Source organism: Gymnodinialimonas ceratoperidinii, assembly GCF_019297855.1.
Classification (GTDB): Bacteria; Pseudomonadota; Alphaproteobacteria; order Rhodobacterales; family Rhodobacteraceae; genus Gymnodinialimonas; species Gymnodinialimonas ceratoperidinii.
In genome coordinates this window covers 1,599,952-1,621,639 of record NZ_CP079194.1, presented here as the reverse complement: position 1 = coordinate 1,621,639, position 21,688 = coordinate 1,599,952, and the positions used below count along the sequence as shown (strand labels likewise).

Annotated in this window: 26 protein-coding genes and 1 tRNA gene; 12 read left to right on the top strand and 15 right to left on the bottom strand. The window is 64.0% G+C overall.

Translation table 11 applies throughout. The annotated features are described in order from the left end of the window. The 13 genes from KYE46_RS07955 to KYE46_RS07895 form a co-directional block, all read right to left on the bottom strand. Positions 1 to 549: a hypothetical protein gene (locus KYE46_RS07955; RefSeq protein ID WP_219004772.1), complete on the bottom strand. Its 549-nt coding sequence runs from the start codon at positions 547 to 549 to the stop codon at positions 1 to 3. A 6-nt stretch (positions 550 to 555) separates the two neighbouring features. After that, positions 556 to 774: a translation initiation factor IF-1 gene (infA, locus tag KYE46_RS07950; RefSeq protein ID WP_011455993.1), complete on the bottom strand. Its 219-nt coding sequence runs from the start codon at positions 772 to 774 to the stop codon at positions 556 to 558. A gap of 69 nt (positions 775 to 843) precedes the next feature. Continuing rightward, positions 844 to 1,734, bottom strand: a complete 891-nt coding sequence (locus KYE46_RS07945; RefSeq protein WP_219004770.1) for a carbon-nitrogen hydrolase family protein — start codon at positions 1,732 to 1,734, stop codon at positions 844 to 846. After that, positions 1,731 to 2,312 carry a GNAT family N-acetyltransferase gene (locus tag KYE46_RS07940; RefSeq protein WP_219004768.1) on the bottom strand — a complete coding sequence of 194 codons (582 nt, stop codon included), beginning with the start codon at positions 2,310 to 2,312 and terminating at the stop codon, positions 1,731 to 1,733. Before KYE46_RS07940 ends, KYE46_RS07945 begins: the two co-directional genes overlap by 4 nt. Continuing rightward, complete coding sequence (locus KYE46_RS07935; RefSeq protein WP_219004766.1) at positions 2,309 to 2,710, bottom strand: ketosteroid isomerase-related protein; 402 nt, start codon at positions 2,708 to 2,710, stop codon at positions 2,309 to 2,311. Before KYE46_RS07935 ends, KYE46_RS07940 begins: the two co-directional genes overlap by 4 nt. Before the next feature lie 48 nt (positions 2,711 to 2,758). Beyond that, a complete protein-coding gene (locus KYE46_RS07930; RefSeq protein WP_219004764.1) occupies positions 2,759 to 3,691 on the bottom strand; it encodes a DMT family transporter in 933 nt (310 codons plus the stop codon). A gap of 1 nt (position 3,692) precedes the next feature. Then, on the bottom strand, positions 3,693 to 4,283 hold the full coding sequence (locus KYE46_RS07925) for a TetR/AcrR family transcriptional regulator (RefSeq protein WP_219004762.1): 591 nt from the start codon (positions 4,281 to 4,283) through the stop codon (positions 3,693 to 3,695). A 90-nt stretch (positions 4,284 to 4,373) separates the two neighbouring features. Further along, positions 4,374 to 4,832: an arsenate-mycothiol transferase ArsC gene (locus KYE46_RS07920; protein ID WP_219004760.1), complete on the bottom strand. Its 459-nt coding sequence runs from the start codon at positions 4,830 to 4,832 to the stop codon at positions 4,374 to 4,376. Positions 4,833 to 4,836: 4 nt separating this feature from the next. Beyond that, on the bottom strand, positions 4,837 to 5,310 hold the full coding sequence (locus tag KYE46_RS07915; RefSeq protein WP_219005064.1) for a UPF0262 family protein: 474 nt from the start codon (positions 5,308 to 5,310) through the stop codon (positions 4,837 to 4,839). A 5-nt stretch (positions 5,311 to 5,315) separates the two neighbouring features. Next, the gene (gene hisD / locus KYE46_RS07910) at positions 5,316 to 6,626 is read right to left on the bottom strand and encodes a histidinol dehydrogenase (RefSeq protein ID WP_219004758.1); all 1,311 of its coding nucleotides are present in this window, start codon (positions 6,624 to 6,626) and stop codon (positions 5,316 to 5,318) included. A gap of 103 nt (positions 6,627 to 6,729) precedes the next feature. Then, complete coding sequence (locus tag KYE46_RS07905; RefSeq protein ID WP_219004756.1) at positions 6,730 to 7,194, bottom strand: DUF2948 family protein; 465 nt, start codon at positions 7,192 to 7,194, stop codon at positions 6,730 to 6,732. Continuing rightward, positions 7,187 to 8,449, bottom strand: coding sequence for a UDP-N-acetylglucosamine 1-carboxyvinyltransferase (murA, locus tag KYE46_RS07900; RefSeq protein WP_219004755.1), 1,263 nt, complete (start codon positions 8,447 to 8,449; stop codon positions 7,187 to 7,189). Before murA ends, KYE46_RS07905 begins: the two co-directional genes overlap by 8 nt. A 73-nt stretch (positions 8,450 to 8,522) precedes the next feature. Then, entirely contained in the window at positions 8,523 to 8,792 is a 270-nt protein-coding gene (locus tag KYE46_RS07895; protein ID WP_219005152.1) for a hypothetical protein, read from the bottom strand. 195 nt (positions 8,793 to 8,987) lie between these two features. Between KYE46_RS07895 and KYE46_RS07890 the strand changes: the two genes are divergently transcribed. The 9 genes from KYE46_RS07890 to KYE46_RS07850 all read left to right on the top strand — a co-directional run bounded on the left by KYE46_RS07890 (position 8,988) and on the right by KYE46_RS07850 (position 17,695). Then, positions 8,988 to 9,062: transfer RNA gene (locus tag KYE46_RS07890), tRNA-Thr, on the top strand. A 175-nt stretch (positions 9,063 to 9,237) separates the two neighbouring features. Further along, positions 9,238 to 10,269 (top strand): LacI family DNA-binding transcriptional regulator, encoded by a 1,032-nt coding sequence (locus KYE46_RS07885; protein WP_219004753.1) that lies wholly within the window; start codon positions 9,238 to 9,240, stop codon positions 10,267 to 10,269. 119 nt (positions 10,270 to 10,388) lie between these two features. Next, entirely contained in the window at positions 10,389 to 11,708 is a 1,320-nt protein-coding gene (locus KYE46_RS07880; protein WP_219004751.1) for an ABC transporter substrate-binding protein, read from the top strand. A 123-nt stretch (positions 11,709 to 11,831) separates the two neighbouring features. Next, the gene (locus KYE46_RS07875) at positions 11,832 to 12,698 is read left to right on the top strand and encodes a carbohydrate ABC transporter permease (RefSeq protein ID WP_219004749.1); all 867 of its coding nucleotides are present in this window, start codon (positions 11,832 to 11,834) and stop codon (positions 12,696 to 12,698) included. A 10-nt stretch (positions 12,699 to 12,708) separates the two neighbouring features. After that, on the top strand, positions 12,709 to 13,539 hold the full coding sequence (locus KYE46_RS07870) for a carbohydrate ABC transporter permease (protein WP_219004747.1): 831 nt from the start codon (positions 12,709 to 12,711) through the stop codon (positions 13,537 to 13,539). A 12-nt stretch (positions 13,540 to 13,551) separates the two neighbouring features. After that, a complete protein-coding gene (locus KYE46_RS07865; RefSeq protein ID WP_219004745.1) occupies positions 13,552 to 14,556 on the top strand; it encodes an ABC transporter ATP-binding protein in 1,005 nt (334 codons plus the stop codon). Next, positions 14,553 to 15,326 carry an L-iditol 2-dehydrogenase gene (locus KYE46_RS07860; RefSeq protein WP_219004743.1) on the top strand — a complete coding sequence of 258 codons (774 nt, stop codon included), beginning with the start codon at positions 14,553 to 14,555 and terminating at the stop codon, positions 15,324 to 15,326. Before KYE46_RS07865 ends, KYE46_RS07860 begins: the two co-directional genes overlap by 4 nt. 44 nt (positions 15,327 to 15,370) lie before the next feature. Further along, positions 15,371 to 16,870, top strand: a complete 1,500-nt coding sequence (locus KYE46_RS07855) for a mannitol dehydrogenase family protein (RefSeq protein ID WP_219005063.1) — start codon at positions 15,371 to 15,373, stop codon at positions 16,868 to 16,870. A gap of 132 nt (positions 16,871 to 17,002) precedes the next feature. Next, a complete protein-coding gene (locus KYE46_RS07850) occupies positions 17,003 to 17,695 on the top strand; it encodes a fumarylacetoacetate hydrolase family protein (protein ID WP_219005062.1) in 693 nt (230 codons plus the stop codon). A 112-nt stretch (positions 17,696 to 17,807) separates the two neighbouring features. Here KYE46_RS07850 and KYE46_RS07845 read toward each other — a convergent pair whose 3' ends face one another. Then, entirely contained in the window at positions 17,808 to 18,887 is a 1,080-nt protein-coding gene (locus KYE46_RS07845; RefSeq protein ID WP_247716952.1) for a zinc ABC transporter substrate-binding protein, read from the bottom strand. 69 nt (positions 18,888 to 18,956) lie between these two features. Between KYE46_RS07845 and KYE46_RS07840 the strand changes: the two genes are divergently transcribed. From KYE46_RS07840 to KYE46_RS07830, 3 genes are read left to right on the top strand one after another with little or no spacing between them, the layout of a single operon-like run. Further along, positions 18,957 to 19,436 (top strand): transcriptional repressor, encoded by a 480-nt coding sequence (locus KYE46_RS07840; RefSeq protein ID WP_219004741.1) that lies wholly within the window; start codon positions 18,957 to 18,959, stop codon positions 19,434 to 19,436. Next, complete coding sequence (locus KYE46_RS07835) at positions 19,433 to 20,191, top strand: ATP-binding cassette domain-containing protein (protein WP_219004740.1); 759 nt, start codon at positions 19,433 to 19,435, stop codon at positions 20,189 to 20,191. The genes KYE46_RS07840 and KYE46_RS07835 overlap by 4 nt, the downstream gene beginning before the upstream one ends. After that, entirely contained in the window at positions 20,191 to 21,015 is an 825-nt protein-coding gene (locus KYE46_RS07830; protein ID WP_247716951.1) for a metal ABC transporter permease, read from the top strand. The genes KYE46_RS07835 and KYE46_RS07830 overlap by 1 nt, the downstream gene beginning before the upstream one ends. Here the strand turns inward: KYE46_RS07830 and KYE46_RS07825 are convergent. Next, complete coding sequence (locus KYE46_RS07825) at positions 20,990 to 21,640, bottom strand: hypothetical protein (protein WP_219004739.1); 651 nt, start codon at positions 21,638 to 21,640, stop codon at positions 20,990 to 20,992. The genes KYE46_RS07830 and KYE46_RS07825 overlap by 26 nt on opposite strands. Positions 21,641 to 21,688: the final 48 nt, after the last annotated feature.

The window sequence follows — 21,688 nt, the reverse complement described above, 5'->3', positions numbered from 1 at the left end:
CTACTTGGCAAGCGCCACGCGGGCCGCCGCGTTGTAGTCGCGCTGCAGGCGCTCCATCCGGCGCATGTCCTTGCCCTCGGGGATCACCAGTTCGGACTTCTCGCCCCTGAACTTCGTGTGGCGCCATTTGAAGGCGTCCACGTCGTCGGCGAGCTTGGCCCATTTCACCACGTCGGCATCATCGGTCAGAAGATGCCGCTTGGCTTTACGCAGGGGCTTGGGATCGAGGTAGTCGAACGACCAGCCGCTGTCGCGCACGAAGAGGATACGCTCCTCCCCGTCCAGTGGCGGCGTGATATCGATCAGCTTGCCGTCACGCTCGATCACCGCGTGGCGCTGTGCTTCCAGCCAGTAGCCGGTCAGCTCCCACACGAGCCAGCCGAAGACAGGCGTCTCGCCCGCGAGGATCACGTTGTAGAAGGGTTGGTCCTCGATCGCGCCGTCGGTGGGCGCGACCTCGACATATTCCGCCACACCGTCGCCAAGGGTCGCGGCATAGGCCTCGACCGCCTCGGACATCTCGGGCGTCGTGATGGTGCGTTCCGTCACGGGCGGTTACTTGAAGCGATAGTTGATCCGGCCCTTGGTCAGATCATAGGGGGTCATTTCTACCTGAACCTTGTCGCCTGCCAGAACCCGGATGCGGTTCTTCCGCATCTTTCCTGCCGTATGCGCGATGATCTCATGGCCATTCTCGAGCTCGACCCGAAATGTCGCGTTGGGCAGGAGTTCCTTAACGACACCAGGAAATTCGAGCATCTCTTCCTTAGCCATGGTCACTCCATAATATAGGCCCCGTGGATGGGGCTGATTTTGGGTAAATGCGCCTATTGCCCAAAGGTTTCAAGGCAATTCGCGCGCTTTCCGGCTTATGGCGGCGCGATCGTGGCTCTCGAGCCAATGGGCGTGATTGAACACGGCACCCTCTGCGCGGACCCGTGCGATGGCAGCGGGGTCGATCTCGGCATAGGTCCAGCCGGGGGTGTCGAGCTTGCCTTCAGCGATGATCCCGGTGGCCGGGAAGCCCAGATCAGGCGGGCCGTAAACGCTTGCGATACCGACGTTTTCATCGGTCGCCGGAGACCATTGCGCAGAGCCCACGGTGGGCGATTGGACGGTGACGCATTGCCCCTCCAACGCGCGGGCCATGGCACCGATCCGCACGCGGGAATAGCCCGCGAGGCTATCGGTGCAGGACGGACAGAGGAGGATTTCAGCCCCCTGCTCGATCAACTCGCGCCCCAACAGCGGAAATTCCGCGTCGTAACAAATCAGGATGCCGATCTTGCCGAGCGCGGTATCGATGGCTTCCAGCGGTTCCCCCGGCACGACGTCCCATTTCTCGCGCTCGAAACGGGTCATCACCTGCTTGTCCTGCTCACCGAGAAATCCGTCGGGGCCAAATAGCGCCGCGCGGTTGACGGGGCGCTCTGCCCCTTCTTCAAAGACCGGTCCGGAGGCCGCGAGGATGTGGAGGCCGTAGCCTTCCGCAAGGCTCGCCATCAGGGCGTCGACCTCTTCCGTATAGGCATGGGCGGCGTGGAGGCTGCCCTCCAGATCGCCGGCCGCCTCCATGCCTGACAGCGCAGCCAGTTCCATGCGACCATACTCCGGGAACACCAGCAGATCGGCCCCCTCCCGCGCGGCCTCCCGCACCCAGTTGATCTGCTTCTCGGCATAGGCGGTGAAATCAGTCAAAGGGTCGAGGGGGTACGCGGCGGTGGCGATTTTCATAGCGGCTTCATCCAGAATTGCAGGGTCTTCGGCGTCTCTTGTGTAGCGCCAACGTCCACCCAGTGAAACTGCGCGGTAACGCCGGGCAGAGGCTCGTATCCACGGGCGCGCCAGAACGGGTCGAGGGGGCGGTAATCGGCGGGCCGCGCCGGGTGATCTTCGGGTCGGATCACGGCGCAGAAGGCTGACCTCCGGAAGCCTGCCGTCCGGGCGTGGGCTTCCCTCAGGTCGAAGAACCGATGTCCCAGGCCCTGGCCCCGGTACTGCGGCAGCAACACGCTTTCGGCGCAGTAGAAGACATCCTCCGGACGCGGCATCGGCCCGTCGATCTGCGAGGCATCGCCGTGGGCTGCAAGCGGCATGCCTGTCGCGGCCCCGACGATCCGCGCGCCGTCTTTCGCGGCAACCAGAATGGCGCCGGGAGTATCGCCGTAGGATCGGAGGTACTGGGACTCGTAGGCCGCATCCCCCTGATAAAGATAGGGAAACGCCTCGAACACCGCGATGCGCAATTGCGCAAGGTCGGGCAGCGCCGCCGCAAGCGCGGCATCTGTCAGGGCCTCGACCCGCAGGCTCATGCGCGCACTTGCGCCATCCAGTCGGCGAGATTGTAGTAGGTGACGATGCGGGTGATCTGGCCGTCCTTCACGCTGAAGAACCCGCCCGCAGGCAACCGATACGTCTGGCCGTTGGCTTCGGGCAGCCCCTCGTCCGTCTCCAGATACGTGCCGTTGACGGTGAACTCCGCCGCCGCGCGGGAGCCATCCGGGGTCGCCATCACCACGATGTCGGTCAACTGCTCGCGGTAGCAGCGGCTCATGTGGGTGCAAAAGGCGGCAAACGCCTCGGTACCGACACGCACTTCGCCCTCATTGACGTGGTGCGCCACATCCGGGGCAAGGCAGGCGATCATGGCGTCGGTGTCGGCCGCATTGAAGGCCGCGTAATAGCGGGTGATGAGATCAATCGTGTTCATGGCCGCACGATAGGGCGCGGATCTGGCGGAGGAAAGAGGGGCAATGGCTCACGTGAGCCCCCGCCCCGCCCGGAGCCTAAACCAGCCCCGGAGCGATCCCGGCGCGGTGATGATCACGAGGCAACCCACCACCAGCGCCACGCCGATCCAACCGAGCGGTGGCAACCGCTCTCCGACGATCAGCACGGCCAGCACCGCCGCGACGACCGGCTCCAGCAAGGTGATGACGGTCGCCATGCTCGCCTGCACCCGCGCGAGGCCGTAGCCAAACGCGATATACCCCAGAAACATCGGCACGAGCGCCATGTAGAGGCCCACCGCCGCGTTCTCCCAAGAGGCAAGGAACGGCCCGCCGGTGACGAAGAGGACAGGCATCAGGAGCATCCCGCCGAGGCCGAAAGTCGCCCCCATCGCCACCGTGGGCCGCGTACCGGCCAGCATCATGCGGCGCGCGCTCCAGGAATAGAGCGCGTAGGTAAAGCCCCCCAACAGCCCGAGCGCGACACCTAAGGGCACCTGCTCTCCCCCGATCACGCCGCCGTGGGAGGCCGTTTCTGCCACGCAGATCAGCCCCATGCCGATCAGCCCCACCAAGGCACCGGCCGACCAGCGCAGGGTGAGCCTTGCGCCATCCATGACGTATTCGATGACCACCGAAAGCAGAGGCGCCGAGCCGATGGTGATGACGGTGCCGATTGTCACGCCCGCCAGACGCATCGAGCCGTAGAAGGCCAAAGGATAGATCGCCACGGCAAGCGCACCAATGACCAGCAAACCGCGCTGCTCCCACAGGGCCGCCCGCGCGCGGATGATGCCGCCTCCTGCCATGAGCGCTTGCAGGATCCCGCCCACGCCCATCGCAGCGGCGCCGATCGCGGCGGCACTGACGCCCGGCGCGAAGGTCGCAGCCGTCCCGGTGGTGCCCCAGACCACGGCGGCGAATACAATGGCCAGAACGCCCCACCCTTGAGTTTGCCGCATGTCAGAGAGCCTTCAGCATGTCGTCAACCATGGTGCGCGCGGTGAGAAGCCTTGCACTGGTCCCCTCCAGCCCGGCGCGCGCCATTGCGCCTTCCAGAAGATAGGCAACATGGGCCGCCACCCGCTCAGCGCGTGGCGCGTCGTCGGGCAGCATCTTCGCCAGATGCTCCGCGAGAATGGCCTCCACCTCTTCCTTGTGACGCCGGACCGCCGCACGGCCGGGATCGCCGACCTCCAACTCCGCTGCCGCGTTAAGCAATCCGCAGCCGCGGAACCCGTGGGAATAGGCAAACTCCGCGTGGTCTCGGTAGGCGTCGAAAACTGCGAGCACCCGCGCATGGGGCGTGGCCGCCGACGCGACCCGCGCGGAATAGAGCGCCAACCATTCTTCGTGGCGGGCTTGGAGGTAGTGGTGCACGAGGTCGGACTTGCTGGCGAAGTTGTTGTAGAGGCTCTTCTTCGCCACGCCTGCCGTCGCCGTGATCGTGTCGATACCGGTCCCATTGATACCGTGGTTGTAGAACAACTCCTGCGCTGCCTGCAGCAGCCGGTCACGCGCGGGTTGCCGAGCGGTCTGGTCGGATTGTGTCATAGGCGCCTCCATGTAGGTAGACCGGTATACCTATCTCGCGCGTAAAGCAACGTGAGAATGCAGCGCCAGCACGACAACCACCCTACGGCGTTATTCCTCTGTCGGCTCGCCGAACCTTGCCGTCATGCGTTCAACGATCTGGTCGCGAGCCTGACGGTAGCTTGTGAGCTTGGCCTCTCGCGTCTCTCCCAACCCGGTGGGGTCGATGATCGGCCAGTATTCGACGTCGATGTGAAACGTCCGTGTCATCTCCAGCGCGCGGCGCTGGCTGGCGGGCGAGAGGGCCACGATCAGGTCAAAGCCGGTCAGATCGTCGCCCCATTGCTCCATCTCGTCGAAGGAGCGCACACGGTGACGCTCCAACTCCACCCCGAGCTCGGCGCAGACGGTGACGGCGAAGCCGTCGATCTCCAACTCGTGCTTCACCCCCGCCGATTGCACGTAGGCGCGGTGGCCATAAAACCGCTTCATCAGACCCTCCGCCATCGGTGACCGGGTCGAGTTGTGGTCACAGCAGAAGAGGACAGATTGAGGGAAGTCTTTCGCCAAGGGCTCAGGCTCCGAAGTGCAGGACGCAGATCAGGGTGAAGAGGCGCCGGGCGGTGTCGATATCAATGCCGGCCTTGCCCTCCAGTCGTTCCTGCAACAGCCGCGCGCCCTCGTTGTGGATGCCGCGCCGGGCCATGTCGATGGCCTCAATCTGGCTCGGGGGCAGCTTCTTGACGGCGTCGAAGTAGGCCTCGCAGATCTGCCAGTAGTCCTTCACCGTCTGCCGAAACGGCGCCAGCGAAAGGTGGAACTCGGCCGCGTCAGAGCTGTCTTCCGTGTCGATATCGAAGACCAGACGTTTCTCGCGGATCGCAAGTGTCACGCGGTACGGGCCATCGGGGGCCTCGGCATGCGGCAGGGCGAAGGTGTTTTCCTCAAGCAGATCGAAGATCGCGACCTTGCGTTCCTGCTCGATCTCGGGCGTGGGGGCGGGAAGGCCGTCGGTATCGATCTCGATATGGCAGATCCGCATTGTCATCGTCGTCATCCCTCGTCCGAGTTGAGCCGCGCCAACCGCGCCGCGACCGAGGCGCCATGGGCACCCAAACCTTCCGAGGCCGCGAGGACCTCTGCCGCCGGACCGATCGCCTTGAGCGCATCGGGCGTCATTCGCGCCAATGTCGTGCGCTTCATGAAATCGAGCACGTTGAGCCCGCTTGAGAACCGCGCAGAGCGGGCCGTGGGCAGCACATGGTTCGGCCCGCCGATGTAATCGCCGATGGCTTCAGGAGTCCATTGGCCAAGGAACACCGCCCCCGCATGGGTGATCTGCGCGAACAGCGCTTCGGGGTCGCTCACGCACAGCTCGAGGTGTTCTGGCGCGATCCGATCCGACAAGGCCGCCGCGCGGCTGAGGTCATCGCAGATGATGATGGCCCCGAAGTCGCGCCAGCTCGGCCCGGCGATCTCGGCGCGCGGCAGGGTCTGAAGCTGCCGCTCCACCGCCTCGGCCACGGCCTGACCGAAGGCGGCATCGGTGGTGATCAGGATCGACTGCGCGCTCTCGTCATGCTCTGCCTGACTGAGCAGGTCCGTTGCGATCCACTCCGGGTCGTTATCGGCGTCCGCGATGACGAGGATTTCCGAGGGGCCGGCGATCATGTCGATGCCCACCTTGCCGAAGACCCGGCGCTTGGCGGCGGCCACGAAGGCGTTGCCGGGGCCGGTGATCTTGTCAACCGGCGCGATCGTGTCGGTCCCGTAGGCCATCGCCGCAATCGCCTGCGCGCCACCGATCCGGTAGACGGTATCGACGCCCGAAAGCCGAGCCGCCAGTAGGACAAGCGGATTAACCACACCGTCGGGCGTCGGCGCGCAGATCACCAGCCGCTCCACCCCTGCCACGGCGGCGGGGATCGCGTTCATCAGAACCGATGACGGATAAGAGGCCAGCCCCCCCGGCACGTAAAGGCCTGCGGCCGAGACCGGACCCCAGCGCCAGCCCAAGACGGCACCGTCCGGGTCGGTCCAGCGCGCGTCCTCGGGCCGTTGGCGCACGTGGTAGGCGCGGATACGATCCGCTGCCAGCTCCAGCGCAGCGCGCTCGGCCGCCGGGACTTTCGCGATCTCAGCGTCCGTTTCCTCGACACTGAACGCCATGGTCTCGGGCGTGAGGGTCAGACGGTCGAACTTCTCCGTCAGCTCCAGCACCGCCGCGTCCCCGCGCTTGCGCACGTCGGCGATGATCTCGGCCACGACGGTATCCACATCGGGCGCATCCTCGCGCTTCATCTCCAGAAGTGCGGCAAAGCGGCGGTCGAAATCCGCGTCGTTTGTATTGAGAAACTGCGGCATGGGCCCTCCTCGCGTTGCAGGGCAAATAGACCGCGCGGGCGCCAGCCTCAAGCGCCCATGGGAACGGCCGTCAATTGAAGCGCGCGGCGGTGGCCTGCACCGGTCACACCTTGTGGTCGGGCGCCTTGCCGGAAATCGCGCCGTAGGGCTGCGTCACATCCTTGAGGGTGATCTCCAAAGCCTCGACCTCCAGCGCGATGGCGCCGTCGCCTGCCAGCACCAGTTCCAGCCGCCCCATGCCGTCCTCGGACGGGGTCCAGATCAGCGCGAGGATCGAGAAGACGAGGTCGGGGTCCTTGCGGTCGATGCCCTGGCTCGAGACCTTCAAGACGTCTTCCACGGCCAGAACCGCCTGCACCCGCTCGGGCGCGCCGTCCCGACGCTCCCACCGGAAGCGGTTGACCAAAAGGGCAAAGCGACGCCGCGACCGGTCCCACCGCATTTCCGCCGCCGGGAAGATCGCGTCCTGCACGAGGGCCGAGATGACCGGAACGTCGTCGGCCTCCAGCGCGCGCAAGGCGACGGGTCCGTCGCCGGCATCTTCGAAACGGGCGTCCAGATCAGCCATCGCTCAACCGCTCCACCTTGGCGCCCACGCCTTGCAGCTTGCGGGCGAGATGTTCGTAACCACGGTCCAGATGGTAAACGCGGTTAACCACAGTTTCTCCGTCGGCGCGCAGCCCGGCGAGAATCAACGACACCGAGGCCCGCAGGTCCGTCGCCATCACCTGCGCCCCGCGCAGACGGTCGACGCCGGTGACATGGGCCGTGTTGCCATGAACCTCGATGTTCGCCCCCATGCGCAACAGCTCCGGCGCATGCATGAAGCGATTCTCGAAGATCGTCTCCTCCAGCACCGAGGTGCCTTCGGCAAAGCACATCATCGCCATGAACTGGGCCTGCAGATCGGTCGGGAAACCGGGGAAAGGCGCCGTGGTCACGTTGACCGCCTTCAAGCGCCCCCCGGGGTGGCGCACCTTCAGACCGGCGTCGGTCTCGGTGATTTCCAGCCCCGCCTCTTCCATCTTGTCGCAAAGCGACGCGACAAGGTCTCGGGTGCCGCCGATGCATTCGACCTCACCGCCAGCGATGCCCGGCGCGCACATATAAGTGCCCATCTCGATCCGGTCGGCGATGACACGATGCGTCGCGCCGTGCAGACGATCAACGCCGCGCACCACGATGGTGTCGGTCCCTGCCCCTTCGATATCCGCGCCCATGGCGATCAGACAATCGGCCAGCGCCTTGGTGTCAGGTTCGCGCGCGGCGTTCTTGATCACCGTGGTGCCCTTGGCGCGCACGGCGGCGCACATGACGTTCTCGGTCGCCCCGACGGAGGGGAACGGAAACTCGATCTCGGCACCTTTCAGATCACCGGAGGCGTGGACGTAGCCATCCTCCAGCGACACCGTCGCGCCCATTTTCTTGAGCCCTTCAAGGTGGAAATCCACCGCCCGCGCGCCGATCGCGCAACCGCCGGGCAGCGAGACAATCGCCTCTCCGGTCCGGCCGAGAAGCGGGCCGAGGACGTTGAAGGAGGCGCGCAATTTGCGAACGATGTCGTAATGGGCCAGATGCGAGGACAGAGAATTGGCCGAAAACGCCAGCGTCTGACCGTCGTCCAACCGTCCGATCTGCACGCCGAGGCTTTCCAGAAGCTCCGACAGCGTCGCCACGTCCGAGAGGCGCGGCACATTCGTCAGCGTCAGGGGCTCGTCGCTGAGCAGCGAGGCGCACATCAGCTTGAGGCAGGTGTTCTTGGCGCCCGCAATCGGGATCTGGCCACTGAGCGGGCCGGAACCCTTAACGACAATTCTATCCATCTGCCCTGCCCTTTTTCATTTCCTGGCACCACCGGGGGTCGGCCCCCGATCACTCGTCCCACCGGACGGTGCCCTATTTTTCGTCCGTCTCATCCGCCGCGGGTCCTTTGCCGCCTGCAGCACCATCCGCATCCGCGCACCCGTCCAACGAGGCCGATCCCGCATCGGTTCCCCCGACCTCGGGCGACGCCGCGTTTGAGGTCGATTCTGTCCGCGCGCGCGCCTGCGCCTTGCGACGCGCCATATTGGCCTTCAACGCGGCTTTCAACCGGTCCTCGCGTCCCGGCTTCGCGGTTTTGCGCGGCGTGGCCGAGCTTGTGTCATTGGTGGTTTTCCGTGCCATGGCCCTAGCCTTTACCCCGCGCAGGCATAGGCGTCCAGATTGCGCTTGCATGGCAGCGCTTCAACGTCTAGGACGCGGCGAAATGTTGCGAAGCAGCCGCCTTGGTGGGTCTGACCAGTGACATTTTTCTGACGCGGGTCCCGCTCGACCCACTTGCCACGGCCCAAACACCGCGGCTAATAACCGAGACGGAATGCTGTGGTAGCTCAGTGGTAGAGCACACCCTTGGTAAGGGTGAGGTCGGGAGTTCAATCCTCCCTCACAGCACCATTCCCCCCCTTCCCACGTTCGATCTTGCAGCCGCTGCGCTGACGGGCTCTATGGGCATCCGGCGGCTTTCGGTCGTGCATAGGCGCCTCAAAACTTTTCGCGCGTAAAGTTTTTTGCTTCAATATTCGTCGTTGCTCCATTAACGTAGGGTTAGTCAGGAAGGGTCTCAAACCAGATGGCCGATCAACAGATCAGAAACATGGAAGACTTTGCTGCCGTGAGCGGCATCTCTCGACCGACCATCTCGAAGTATTTCAACGACCCTCAAAGCGTGCGCTCCTCGACGCGCGAACGGATCGAGAAGGCGCTCGATCAATACGACTATCGCCCCAATATCTACGCGGTGAACCAGAACCGGCGGCAGACCAAGAACATCGGCATCATGGTGCCCTATCTTGCCGACCCGTTCTTTGCCGAAATCGCGCGTACCATCGAGATGATGGTGATCGAGGCTGGTTTCCGCCCCATCGTTCTCTCTTCCCACGGCAGCACCGAGCTGGAGGCCGAAAACCTCGAGACGCTCCGCTCGCTCAAGCCTGCGGGCGTGTTGATGGCCCCGCTTGGGCGCGCCTCGGACCGCGGCGCTGTCGAGAAGTTCTGCCGCGACGTGCCCTCGGTGCTGTTCGACAGCAACATGGAAGGCATGGGAGAGGCATTCATTGGCTCGGATAACGTAAGTTTTGTTGAGCAAACAGTAGGTTACGTGACCCAGACCGGCAGCCCGCCGTGCTTCTTCGAGATGAAGACCCCCGCCAACCCCAACGCCAACAAACGCCGCATCGCCTATATCAATGCGATGGAGGCCCGCGGGTTGGAGCCTCGGGTGGTCAGCATCGGCGGGGAGGGTTGGGCGTTCGAAGAGATCGGGCGTCAGGGCGCCCACGACGTGTTGGAAAAGGGCCATCTGCCCACCAACACGGTCCTGTGCAGTAACGACCGCCTTGCCATCGGCTTCCTCGCGGCCTGCTACGAACGCGGCCTGCGTGTCGGACGCACCGAGGGCTGCGCCCTGCGGGTGGCGTCCCACGATGATCACCCCTTCTCGCGATTCACCTGCCCGGCCCTGACCACCGCTGCGCATGACTACGATTCGGTGGCCCAAGGCGCCGTCGACACCCTTTTCGAGCTGGTCGAGAGCGGCGCGCGGGCCAACGCCCGCCAGGAAACCGTGTATCCGGCAAAATTGATCGTTCGCGCATCTGCCTGAATTGTAGGCACAAAATTAACCACGTTGGCAAAATTTTACGCGCGTAAAGTTTTTCGTTGACGCAAGGACCGGTATACCGCATCCTGAGGCCGTAACATCCAACTCAGGGAGGACACCGGATGTCTCTCAAGACAGCATTGGGCGCCACGACAGCGCTCGCAATTTGTGCAGCGGGAACGGCTGCATTCGCTGACGGCCACTCGCCGACCATCACCATCGCGACCGTGAACAACGGCGACATGATCCGCATGCAGGGTTATACCGACCAGTTCACCGAAGAGACGGGCATCGCCGTCGAGTGGGTCACGCTGGAAGAGAACGTGCTGCGTCAGCGCGTTACCACGGACATCACCACCAACGGTGGCCAGTTCGACATCATGACCATCGGCATGTACGAGACGCCGATCTGGGGCGCCAACGGCTGGCTCGTCCCGCTCGACAACCTGTCGGACGAGTACAACGTCGACGACATCCTGCCCGCGATGGCAAACGGTCTGTCCCACGACGGCACGCTCTACGCGGCACCGTTCTACGGCGAATCTTCCATGATCATGTACCGCACGGACCTGATGGAAGAAGCCGGTCTGGAAATGCCGGACGCACCGACCTGGGAATTCATCCGCGAAGCTGCGGCTGCAATGACCGACCGTGAGAACGACATCAACGGCATCTGCCTGCGCGGCAAGCCCGGTTGGGGCGAAGGTGGTGCATTCATCACCGCGATGTCCAACTCCTTCGGCGCGCGCTGGTTCGACATGGACTGGCAGGCACAGTTCGACACGCAGCCTTGGCGTGACACGCTGACCTTCTTCAACGACATGATGCAGGAATCCGGCCCCGCAGGTTTCGCGACCAACGGCTTCAACGAGAACCTCTCGCTGTTCCAACAGGGTCTGTGCGGCATGTGGATCGACGCAACCGTTGCGGCGTCCTTCGTGACCAACCCCGAAGACAGCGAAGTTGCTGACTCCGTCGGTTTCGCGCTCGCACCCGACAACGGCCTGGGCCGTCGTTCCAACTGGCTCTGGGCATGGGCACTGGCAATTCCTGCCGGCACCGATCAGGCCGAAGAGGCACTTCAGTTCATCGAGTGGGCCACGTCCACCGACTACATCGAGCTGGTTGCCGAGAATGAGGGTTGGGCCAACGTTCCCCCGGGCGCACGTACGTCGCTCTACGAGAACCCCAACTACGCCGAAGTACCGTTCGCGCAGATGACCCTGGACTCGATCCTGTCGGCTGACCCGAACAACTCGACCGTCGAAGAGAGCCCCTATGTTGGCGTTCAGTTCGCCGCGATCCCCGAATTTGCCGGTATCGCGACCGAAGTGAGCCAGGAGTTCTCCGCTTACTACGCCGGTCAGCAGACCCTCGACGAAGCGCTCGAGAACGCTCAGGCGATCACCAACGAAGCAATGGAAGCGGCCGGCTACCAGTAAGCCCTCCGCGTACCAAGCTCACGAAAGGCGGCGTGGATCGTCGCCTTTCGACCCAAAATTCCCTACAATCGACGAACTTCCCTTTAACCGAGCCGCCTGGCTCGAACGCAGAGGATATGTGTCATGGCGACCCAGCATTCCCGATCAGCGGCCCGGATCATGATGGCGCCAGCGGTTTTCCTGCTCCTTGTTTGGATGCTCGTACCGCTCTGCATGACGCTCTGGTTCTCGTTTCGCGACTTTCGCCCGCTCCGTGGCGGCGACCTCGGCTTCGCCGGGATCGACAACTACATTCGTTTCGTTTCTTCCAGCTCCTTCTGGCCCGCGGTCGGCACCACCCTGATGATCGTAGGCGGTGTCCTGCTGATCTCGATCATCTTCGGCGTGCTTCTGGCGATCCTGCTGGATCAGCCGATGTGGGGTCAGGGCATCGTCCGTATCCTCGTGATCGCGCCCTTCTTCGTGATGCCCACCGTGTCGGCGCTGGTCTGGAAGAACATGTTCATGGACCCGGTCAACGGCGTCTTCGCCCACCTCTGGCGCTTCTTCGGAGCTGATCCAGTGGTCTGGTTGCAGGATGCCTCGGTCTTCTCGATCGTGATGATCGTGTCCTGGCAGTGGCTGCCCTTCGCCACGCTGATCCTGCTGACGGCGATCCAGTCGCTCGACAGCGAGCAGCTCGAGGCCGCAGAGATGGACGGCGCAAGCCCGCTGGCCCGCTTCGGCTTCATCACCCTGCCCCACCTGAGCCGCGCCATCACCATCGTGGTGCTGATCCAGACGATCTTCCTGCTCGCCGTCTTCGCCGAGATCTTCGTGACCACCGGCGGCGCCTTCGGCACCCGGACGCTGACCTACCTGATCTACCAGCGCGTGCTGGAGAGCCAGAACGTCGGACTGGGCAGCGCAGGCGGCGTCTACGCCATCATCCTTGCCAACATCGTTGCCATCTTCCTGATGCGCATCGTCGGCAAAAACCTGGACAAGTGAGGGACTAGACATGGCACGATCTGTTACTTCCCAACGCAAGGCCCTGAATACGATCTTCGCTTGGGGCATCGGGCTGCTGATCTTCTTCCCGATCATGTGGACCATCCTGACCTCGTTCAAGACCGAGGCCCAGGCCATCGCCAACCCGCCGGTGTTCCTCGCCTTCGACTGGACGCTGGAAAACTACGGGATCGTTCTGGAACGCTCGAACTACATGCGGTTCCTGACCAACTCGATCATCATTGCCGGCGGCTCCACTGTCCTCGGCGTGATCATCGCGGTGCCCGCGGCCTGGTCGATGGCCTTCGTGCCTTCGCACCGGACCAAGGACATCCTGCTCTGGATGTTGTCCACCAAGATGCTGCCCGCCGTGGGCGTGCTCTACCCCATCTACCTGCTGTGCATTCAGCTTGGGGTCCTCGACAACCGTCTGGCGCTGGTGATCATCCTGATGCTCATCAACCTGCCGATCATCGTCTGGATGCTCTACACCTACTTCAAGGAGATCCCCGGCGAGATCCTCGAAGCGGCACGGATGGACGGGGCGACGCTGCGCGAGGAAATCCTCTACGTGCTGACCCCGATGGCGGTACCGGGCATTGCCTCGACCTTGCTGCTGAACTTCATCCTCGCCTGGAACGAAGCGTTCTGGACGCTGAACCTGACCTCGGTCAACGCGGCACCGCTGACGGCCTTCATCGCCAGCTACTCCTCACCCGAGGGTCTCTTCTTCGCCAAGCTATCGGCGGCATCGACCATGGCAATCATGCCAATCCTCATCCTTGGCTGGTTCAGCCAAAAGCAACTCGTCCGGGGCTTGACCTTCGGCGCCGTCAAATAGGAGCGACGAGATATGGGACGCATTACACTCGATAAAGTGCAGAAGTCTTTCGGCGACGTAGAAGTCATCCCGCCGCTGGACCTCGAGATCAACGAAGGCGAATTCGTCGTCTTCGTCGGCCCCTCGGGCTGCGGTAAATCCACCCTCCTGCGCCTGATTGCCGGCCTGGAAGATGTCACCGGCGGCGAGATCCGCATCGACGGGCAGGACGCCACCATGACGCCCCCCGCCAAGCGCGGTCTGGCCATGGTCTTCCAGTCCTACGCCCTCTACCCGCACATGTCCGTGCGCAAGAACATCGCCTTCCCCCTGCGGATGGCGGGCATGGACGCGGCCGAGCAGGATCGCCGGATCGAGGGGGCCGCAGCCGCGCTCAACCTCACCGACTATCTGGACCGTCGTCCGGGCCAGCTTTCGGGCGGTCAGCGCCAGCGGGTTGCCATCGGCCGCGCCATCGTGCGGGAGCCTTCGGCCTTCCTCTTCGACGAGCCGCTCTCGAACCTCGACGCGGCGCTTCGGGTCGGCATGCGGATGGAGATCTCCGAGCTGCACAAGAAGCTCGACACGACGATGATCTACGTGACCCACGACCAGGTCGAAGCCATGACCATGGCCGACAAGATCGTGGTGCTGCGCGCCGGTCATATCGAGCAGGTGGGCAGCCCGCTCGAACTCTACCGCGCGCCCTGCAACACCTTCGTTGCCGGCTTCATCGGGTCGCCCAAGATGAACCTGATCGAAGGCGCGGCCGCGGCCGAGTACAACGCCCAGACCATCGGCATCCGTCCCGAGCACCTCGACGTCTCGACGACCGATGGCAAATGGCAGGGCACCGTGGGCGTGGCCGAGCATCTGGGTTCGGACACCTTCATCCACATCCACGGGATTCCGGGGTGTGACCCGCTGACCGTGCGCGCGGATGGCGAGATGTCCGTGAGCCACGGCGATACGGTCTACCTGACGCCGAAAGAGATGCACCTGCACCGCTTCGACGCCGCGGGCCTGCGGATCGCATGACGCGACTGGCCGGTAAATCCGCCCTGATCACCGGGGCAGCCCGGGGGATCGGCAAGGAGTTTGCACGCGCCTACGTGAACGAGGGAGCAACGGTGGCGATCGGGGATATAAACCTCGACGCTGCCCGCGCCGCCGCCGGCGAGATCGGCGCCGGTGCAACCGCGGTCCATCTGGACGTGACGCGGCAAGACAGCATCGACGCGGCGATTGCCGCGGTGGTGGAAAAGGCCGGCAAGCTGGACATTCTCGTCAACAACGCCGCGCTTTTTGATGCTGCCGAAACAGTGGACATCACCCGTGACAGCTATGACCGGCTCTACGCCGTCAACGTCGCGGGCACGTTGTTCACCTTGCAGGCAGCCGCACGGCAGATGATCGCGCAGGGACACGGCGGCAAGATCATCAACATGGCCTCGCAGGCGGGCCGTCGAGGAGAGCCGCTGGTGCTCGTCTACTGCTCCACCAAGGCGGCAGTGATCTCGATGACGCAATCGGCGGGGCTCAACCTGATCGGCCATGGCATCAACGTGAATGCCATCGCGCCGGGCGTCGTGGACGGCGCCCATTGGGATCATGTCGATGCGATGTTCGCCAAGCTCGAGGGCAAGGCGCCGGGACAGAAGAAGGCCGAAGTGGCCGCAGGCGTGCCGGCTGGCCGCTTCGCCACTCCGGATGATTTGACAGGCATGGCCGTGTTTCTCGCCTCCCCCGAGGCCGATTACATCGTCGCCCAATGTTACAACGTGGACGGCGGCCAATGGATGAGCTGATCGAGGACAGGACGATGGCAACGACTTTAATGGGAGATGATCTGATGGCCGCACCGGTTTCGGGCAAAATTACGGTCCACAAACTCAGCAACGAGACGCTGTCATCGCTCGACAACGCCATTCGTGTGCCGCGCTATGACCGCGCGACCCTCAGCCCGGGCATTGTCCACATCGGGCTTGGCAACTTTCACCGGGGCCACCAAGCCTGGTATCTGCACCGGCTGTTCGACGCGGGCGTGGATCTTGACTGGGCCATCGTCGGTGCCGGCGTGCGCGCCGGTGACGCCGCCATGCGCGACAGGCTTCTGGCGCAAGATTGCCTAACCACCCTGATCGAACTGGACCCCTCCGGCCACCGCATCGAAGTGACCGGCTCGATGATCGACTTCGTTCCGGTCGAGGAAGACAACGGCGCCCTGATCGCGCAGATGGCCGACCCGGCGATCCGCATCGTCGCCATGACGGTGACCGAAGGCGGCTATTACATCGCCCCCGCCGACGGCGCTTTCGACGCCGATCACCCCGATATCCAGCACGACGCCGCCAATCCCGATGCGCCCCACACGGCCTTCGGCGCCATCATCGCCGCCTTGAAGGCGCGCCGTGACGCGGGCCACGGCCCCTTCACCTGCCAGAGCTGCGACAACCTGCAAGGCAATGGCGACGCGTTGCGGCAGACCGTCCTCGGCCTCGCCAACCTGTCGGATCCGGAGCTTGGCGCGTGGATCGAGGAGAACGTGACCTTCCCGAACTCCATGGTCGATTGCATCGTGCCCGCCACCGGCCCCAACGAACTCGCCCTCGCCCGCAGCTTCGGCATCGACGACGCCGCTCCCGTCACCCACGAAAGCTACCGCCAGTGGGTGATCGAGGATAAATTCTGCGCCGGACGGCCCCAGTGGGAGCGTGTCGGCGCCACCATCACCGATGACGTCCACGCGTTCGAGGCGATGAAGATCCGCATGCTGAACGCGGGCCACCAGGTCATCGCCAACCCCGGAGAGCTGCTGAGCATCGGCACCATCGCCGGCTGCATGGCCGATCCCTCGATCAACGCGCTGTTCATGAAGCTCGAGCGCGAGGAAATCGCACCTCACGTCGACCCCGTCCCCGGCATGACGCCCGAGGCCTATATCGACCTGATCGAGACCCGTTTCTCCAACCCCGAGATCATCGACACCACGCGCCGCGTGTCCTTCGATGGCTCCTCGCGACACCCCGGCTTCCTGCATCCGATCATCCGGGACGCCATCGCGAAAGGCACGCCCATTCAAGGCCTTGCCCTGATCGAGGCGATCTGGGCCCGGATGTGTGCCGGCACCCGCGAGGACGGCAGCGTGATCGAGCCCAACGACCCGTTCTGGGATGATCTCACCGCCTGTGCGCAAGAAGCAAAGACCCGCCCCGCCGCGTGGCTGGAGCAAGAGCATCTCTACGGCGATATCGCCGAAAACGAAGCCTTTGTTGCCGCGTTCACCGAATGGCTGGATCTCCTGTGGTCCGACGGGCTCCGCCGCGCGATCAGCCGCTACACGGGCGCCTGAACCACTCACAACCTGTCGAGGCAGACAGTGGCGCGCTCCCTGACCGGGGGCGCGTTTTCTTTGTGGGGGCTGGTAACTCTCCGAGTGATCCGCCTATCTTCCGCGTGAATGACCGAATTAGGAGAGATTTCCGTGGCCTATGTGTTCGACCCGATGCCCACCCCCACAGTTGCCGTAGCGGGGCTGACGGCCCATTACCCCGTCCGTCGGATCTTCTGCGTCGGCCGCAACTACGCCGAGCACGCGCGCGAGATGGGCCACGATGACCGCGAGCCACCGTTCTTCTTCGCCAAGCCCGCAGACGCGCTGGTGGCCGATGGCGCGACGGTGCCCTACCCTCCGGGCACCGAGAACCTGCATTTCGAGGCCGAACTCGTCGTCGCCATCGGCACCGGTGGCCGGAATATCCCCGAGGGCGACGCCCTCGACCACGTCTATGGCTACGCCTGCGGCAACGACCTGACGCGGCGCGACGTTCAGGCCGCGGCGAAAAAGGCGGGCAAGCCGTGGACGATGGCGAAGGGTTTCGACCATTCCGCCGTGGTCGGTCCGATCCACCGGGTCAGCGATGTAGGACATCTGGACAAGGGCGCGATCAGCCTCAGCCGCAACGGTGAGGTGCAACAGAATGGCGACCTATCCGAGATGATCTGGTCCACGCCCGAGGTCATCGCCTACCTCTCGGGCCTCGTCGAGTTGAAGCCTGGCGACCTGATCATGACAGGCACACCCGCCGGCGTCGGCGCGTTGACACCCGGCGATACGGCGGTGGTTTCCATCGCCGGCCTCCCCGATCTCTCGACCCACATCGGCGAGCCTGCCTGAATTGAAGAAAGCCGCGACAGATTTGTTCTGCCGCGGCTTTTTAATATATGTCAGATAGTTACGTCGCGAAGCTCATGTATCACATGAAGGGCCTTGCGTGACGAACGCTAGATCATTCCGGCGCAAGGCAATCCTCGAAGGACGCCGCCGTCGCCTGCATCAGAGCCTCGTAGAGGTCAGGCCCGGGTGTCAGAGCCACGCCCAGAGGGTCGATAACCCCGACCCGCGCACCGGCGTCTGACATCGTCGCCTCCACCATCGCCGGGTTGAACTGAGGTTCGGTGAAGACGCAGGTCACGTTCATCTCCTGCACTGTTTCTCCGATCTCCACCAAGCGGCGCGGCCCCGGAATGCTGCCATCCCCGAGCGTGATCGAGCCCGTCGCCTCGATGGCGAAACGCGCCTCATAGTAATGGTAAGCGTCGTGGAACACGACGAACGCCCCGGAAAGCGGCGCCATGCGGGTTGAGATCTCGTCAACCAGCGCTTCGACCCGCGCTGTCGCGGCTTCTGCATTCGCGGCGTAAGCCTCTGCGTTTTCGGGATCAATTTCGATCAGCGCCTCTGAAATAGCCTCCAGCCAGACGCCCGCATTGACCGGGTCCAACCAGGCATGCGGGTCGCGCCCGTCATGATCATGCCCGTGACCGTCGTCATGGTCTTCATGGTCGTGATCCTCATCGTGTTCGTGATCGTCGTGTTCGTGGTCATCCTCGTGCTCGTGGTCATCCTCATGCTCGTGCTCATGCTCACCGTCGTGTTCGTGCGCGTCTTCATGCTCGTGAGCTTCGTGGTCATCGTCTTCCTCATGGCCATGGTCCGCGTGTCCCTCCTCCCCGACCGGGGCGAAGACCGGACCTTCCCGGAACTCCAACACCCGCGTGCCCGGAACGTCCAACAGCGTCAGGACCGCGCCGTCTGCCACCGCCTCGACGCTGCGCGCCACGGCAGGGCTAAGCTCCGGCCCGATCCAGACCACGAGATCGGCTTGCGCCAAGGCCGCGGCATCGGAAGGACGCAGCGCCGCATCATGAGGCGAAAGGCCCGGGGGCAGGATCAGATCGGGCGTCGCGACCCCGTCCATGACCTGCGCCACCAGCGAATGGATCGGCGGAATATCGACCGCGACGCGCGGCGCGTCGGCCATCGCGGCGGAGGTCAAGGCAAGGAGAGCACAGGTGGAGCGGAGCATCGGAACCTCTGAATGTAATGATATAACATCACGGTTGTTATCGGTGATGTTATATCATATCAACCCCCTATGGAGACGATTGAATTTTCACAACACGACCACGCCCGCTGCATCAAGTCGGCTGTACAGGTTGTGGCCGAACGGTGTACGGCCGAACGGCTGCAACTGACCCCGGTGCGCCGCCGCGTTCTGGAGATATTGCTGGAAGAACACCGCGCGATGGGAGCTTACGATATTCTCGAGATTTTGCGGGAGGAGGGTTTGGGCGCACAGCCTCCGGTGGCCTATCGCGCCCTCGATTTCCTCACGACCCATGGCTTTGCCCACCGGGTCGAGCGGCTCAACGCTTTCGTGGCCTGCGCCCATTCGGACGAAGATCACGTCCCCGCCTTCCTGATCTGCCGCGTCTGTGACGTGGTTGCCGAAGCGCCCGCCCGCGACGTCCGCAGCGCCCTGTCCGACACCGCCCAGAGCGCCGGCTTCACGATTGAACGCGCCACGGTCGAGGCCTTGGGCCTCTGCCCCAATTGCCAAGTCTCCGTCGAATGACCGCGCTTATCTCGGCGATCGATATCTCCGTCATGCGAGGCAGAAACCGGGTGCTCCGCGACGTGGATTTCTCGATCTCACCCGGTGAGATCGTCACGATCGTGGGCCCTAACGGCTCTGGAAAATCCAGCCTTCTCAAAGCTTTGATCGGTGCGATTCCCACCGCCTCCGGCATCCTCACGCGCGCGCCTGACCTGCGCATCGGCTACGTCCCGCAATCTCTTGCCTTGGACCCGACCCTGCCCTTGAGCGTTCGCCGATTTCTGGATCTGCCCCACCGCGTCTCCAACGCCGAGGCCGAGGCTGTCCTGAACATCACCGGCAGCGCCGCCATCGCGAGCCGGCAGATGACCGATCTTTCCGGCGGCCAGCTTCAGCGGGTGATGCTCTCGCGGGCGCTCTTGGCGCGGCCGCAGCTCCTGATCCTTGATGAGGCCACGCAGGGCCTCGACCAACCCGGTGCGGCTGCGTTCTACCAACAGATCGAGGATGTCAGAACCACCCAAGGCTGCGCCGTACTGATGGTGAGCCACGATCTGCACGTCGTGATGGCCGCGTCGGACCGGGTCATCTGCCTCAACGGCCACATCTGCTGCGAAGGCCACCCCGAGCAGGTCGCCACCGCCCCGGCCTACCGCGCCCTTTTCGGGACCGGCACCCAGGGCGCGTTGGCACTCTATCGCCATGCCCATGACCACCATCACGACCATAGTCACGGCGGCGCTTGCGTCCATGAACACGAGGAAGCGTCGTGATGAGCCTTTTTCAAGACACGCTGCTCGACAGCCTCTTCGTCCGCGCCAGCCTCGCCGGGATCGGCGTGGCACTCGCCGCCGGCCCCTTGGGCAGCTTCGTGGTCTGGCGTCGGATGGCCTACTTCAGCGATGCCACGGCCCACGCGTCGATCCTTGGGGTCGCAATGGCATTAGCCTTTGACATCTCCATCTTTTCCGGCGCGCTCCTCATGGCGATCATCATGGCTCTCGGCGTTCAGAGCCTCACCTCACGCGGTCGCTCGATGGATACCGCGCTTGGCGTCCTCTCCTATTCCGCGCTCGCCATCGGCATGGTCGCGGTCTCCCTGACCTCCGGCGTGCGGATCGACATTTCGGCGCTTCTGTTCGGCGAGATCCTGATTGTCCAGGGCGCTGATCTGGCCCTGATTTGGGGCGGCGCGGCGGTGGTCTTCGCGCTCTTGTGGTGGCGCTGGTCGGCCTTGCTGACCGCCACCGTCTCCCCCGAATTGGCACAGGCCGCGGGTCTCAACCCACGGGTCGAGCAATTCATCCTCACCATCGCGCTGGCTCTGACCGTCGCCGTCGCGATCAAGGTCGTCGGCGTCCTGCTGATTGGTGCATTGCTGATCATTCCCGCTGCGGCAGCACGCCCCTTTTCGAGCACGCCGGAACGTATGGCCGTGCTCGCGACTGTGGGCGGCGTGGTCTCGGTCCTTGTGGGATTGTCGGCGGCGTGGGAGTTCGACGTGCTTGCAGGTCCCGCGATCGTCTGCGCTGCGGCGGCCCTCTTCGTGACGTCCATGCTGGTGCAGGGCGTCAGGGCGCTCCGGTCAGACGGTTGAGGAGCGGCGCTGGATCCTTGTAGGAGCCCCGCGCCATGAATGCCACGATTTCGTCCACATGGGCAGGAATCGGCAAGCGCAGAAATTGCGCCAATTCCTGAACGAACTCAGCCGGTTGCGCGGAGGCTTTCTCGTAGGAAACCATCAGGCAGGGCAGTTTCAATTTCTCGATCAATTCTGTATTTCGCATCTGGGCGCGCAAACGGCCGGCGATGAAGTCCGGTGCTTCCTCTGGCGTTTTCGCGCGGCGGAGGGCGGCGGGGACCGGGTCTCGGAAGACGCACACCAGATGCGGCGCGCGAAGGTGCGGGGCGAGTTGCTCAAGGTAGCGGGCGGCATTGGGGAACTTCCATCCCCAGATCTCATGGGCTTGGTTCCGCGCTTCGACGGTATCGCGCGCGTGTTGGAGGAAACCCTCCATCGCCATGCCCTGCGCGTCGAAGTTGAACGCCGGGTCTTCCAGATTGCGGCCCAGGTCCGGCCCCATCGGAACGCCGAGCCCAAGGATCGCGCCCGCCACCATCGAGGTGCCACCCCGCGCGGTTCCGAAACAGACGACGGTCCGCGGGCCGGGTTCGCCGATGTCGTCGGTGAAAACCGGAAGCGACGTCAGAGACTTGGTCATGGAAGTGGACATAGGGAGACCCGCTGGAAAGACGTTCAGGTTACGGGC

What these genes read in the sequence shown, in the direction of transcription:
- KYE46_RS07830 (WP_247716951.1), top strand. Translation starts at nt 20,191, where the DNA reads ATGAGCCTTTTTCAAGACACGCTGCTCGACAGCCTCTTCGTCCGCGCC.
- KYE46_RS07925 (WP_219004762.1), bottom strand. Translation starts at nt 4,283, where the DNA reads ATGACACAATCCGACCAGACCGCTCGGCAACCCGCGCGTGACCGGCTG.
- KYE46_RS07840 (WP_219004741.1), top strand. Translation starts at nt 18,957, where the DNA reads ATGGAGACGATTGAATTTTCACAACACGACCACGCCCGCTGCATCAAG.
- KYE46_RS07865 (WP_219004745.1), top strand. Translation starts at nt 13,552, where the DNA reads ATGGGACGCATTACACTCGATAAAGTGCAGAAGTCTTTCGGCGACGTA.
- KYE46_RS07835 (WP_219004740.1), top strand. Translation starts at nt 19,433, where the DNA reads ATGACCGCGCTTATCTCGGCGATCGATATCTCCGTCATGCGAGGCAGA.
- KYE46_RS07860 (WP_219004743.1), top strand. Translation starts at nt 14,553, where the DNA reads ATGACGCGACTGGCCGGTAAATCCGCCCTGATCACCGGGGCAGCCCGG.
- KYE46_RS07945 (WP_219004770.1), bottom strand. Translation starts at nt 1,734, where the DNA reads ATGAAAATCGCCACCGCCGCGTACCCCCTCGACCCTTTGACTGATTTC.
- KYE46_RS07915 (WP_219005064.1), bottom strand. Translation starts at nt 5,310, where the DNA reads ATGACAATGCGGATCTGCCATATCGAGATCGATACCGACGGCCTTCCC.
- KYE46_RS07875 (WP_219004749.1), top strand. Translation starts at nt 11,832, where the DNA reads ATGGCGACCCAGCATTCCCGATCAGCGGCCCGGATCATGATGGCGCCA.
- murA (WP_219004755.1), bottom strand. Translation starts at nt 8,449, where the DNA reads ATGGATAGAATTGTCGTTAAGGGTTCCGGCCCGCTCAGTGGCCAGATC.
- hisD (WP_219004758.1), bottom strand. Translation starts at nt 6,626, where the DNA reads ATGCCGCAGTTTCTCAATACAAACGACGCGGATTTCGACCGCCGCTTT.
- KYE46_RS07855 (WP_219005063.1), top strand. Translation starts at nt 15,371, where the DNA reads ATGGCCGCACCGGTTTCGGGCAAAATTACGGTCCACAAACTCAGCAAC.
- infA (WP_011455993.1), bottom strand. Translation starts at nt 774, where the DNA reads ATGGCTAAGGAAGAGATGCTCGAATTTCCTGGTGTCGTTAAGGAACTC.
- KYE46_RS07885 (WP_219004753.1), top strand. Translation starts at nt 9,238, where the DNA reads ATGGCCGATCAACAGATCAGAAACATGGAAGACTTTGCTGCCGTGAGC.
- KYE46_RS07905 (WP_219004756.1), bottom strand. Translation starts at nt 7,194, where the DNA reads ATGGCTGATCTGGACGCCCGTTTCGAAGATGCCGGCGACGGACCCGTC.
- KYE46_RS07940 (WP_219004768.1), bottom strand. Translation starts at nt 2,312, where the DNA reads ATGAGCCTGCGGGTCGAGGCCCTGACAGATGCCGCGCTTGCGGCGGCG.
- KYE46_RS07880 (WP_219004751.1), top strand. Translation starts at nt 10,389, where the DNA reads ATGTCTCTCAAGACAGCATTGGGCGCCACGACAGCGCTCGCAATTTGT.
- KYE46_RS07895 (WP_219005152.1), bottom strand. Translation starts at nt 8,792, where the DNA reads ATGGCACGGAAAACCACCAATGACACAAGCTCGGCCACGCCGCGCAAA.
- KYE46_RS07935 (WP_219004766.1), bottom strand. Translation starts at nt 2,710, where the DNA reads ATGAACACGATTGATCTCATCACCCGCTATTACGCGGCCTTCAATGCG.
- KYE46_RS07870 (WP_219004747.1), top strand. Translation starts at nt 12,709, where the DNA reads ATGGCACGATCTGTTACTTCCCAACGCAAGGCCCTGAATACGATCTTC.
- KYE46_RS07825 (WP_219004739.1), bottom strand. Translation starts at nt 21,640, where the DNA reads ATGACCAAGTCTCTGACGTCGCTTCCGGTTTTCACCGACGACATCGGC.
- KYE46_RS07930 (WP_219004764.1), bottom strand. Translation starts at nt 3,691, where the DNA reads ATGCGGCAAACTCAAGGGTGGGGCGTTCTGGCCATTGTATTCGCCGCC.
- KYE46_RS07845 (WP_247716952.1), bottom strand. Translation starts at nt 18,887, where the DNA reads ATGCTCCGCTCCACCTGTGCTCTCCTTGCCTTGACCTCCGCCGCGATG.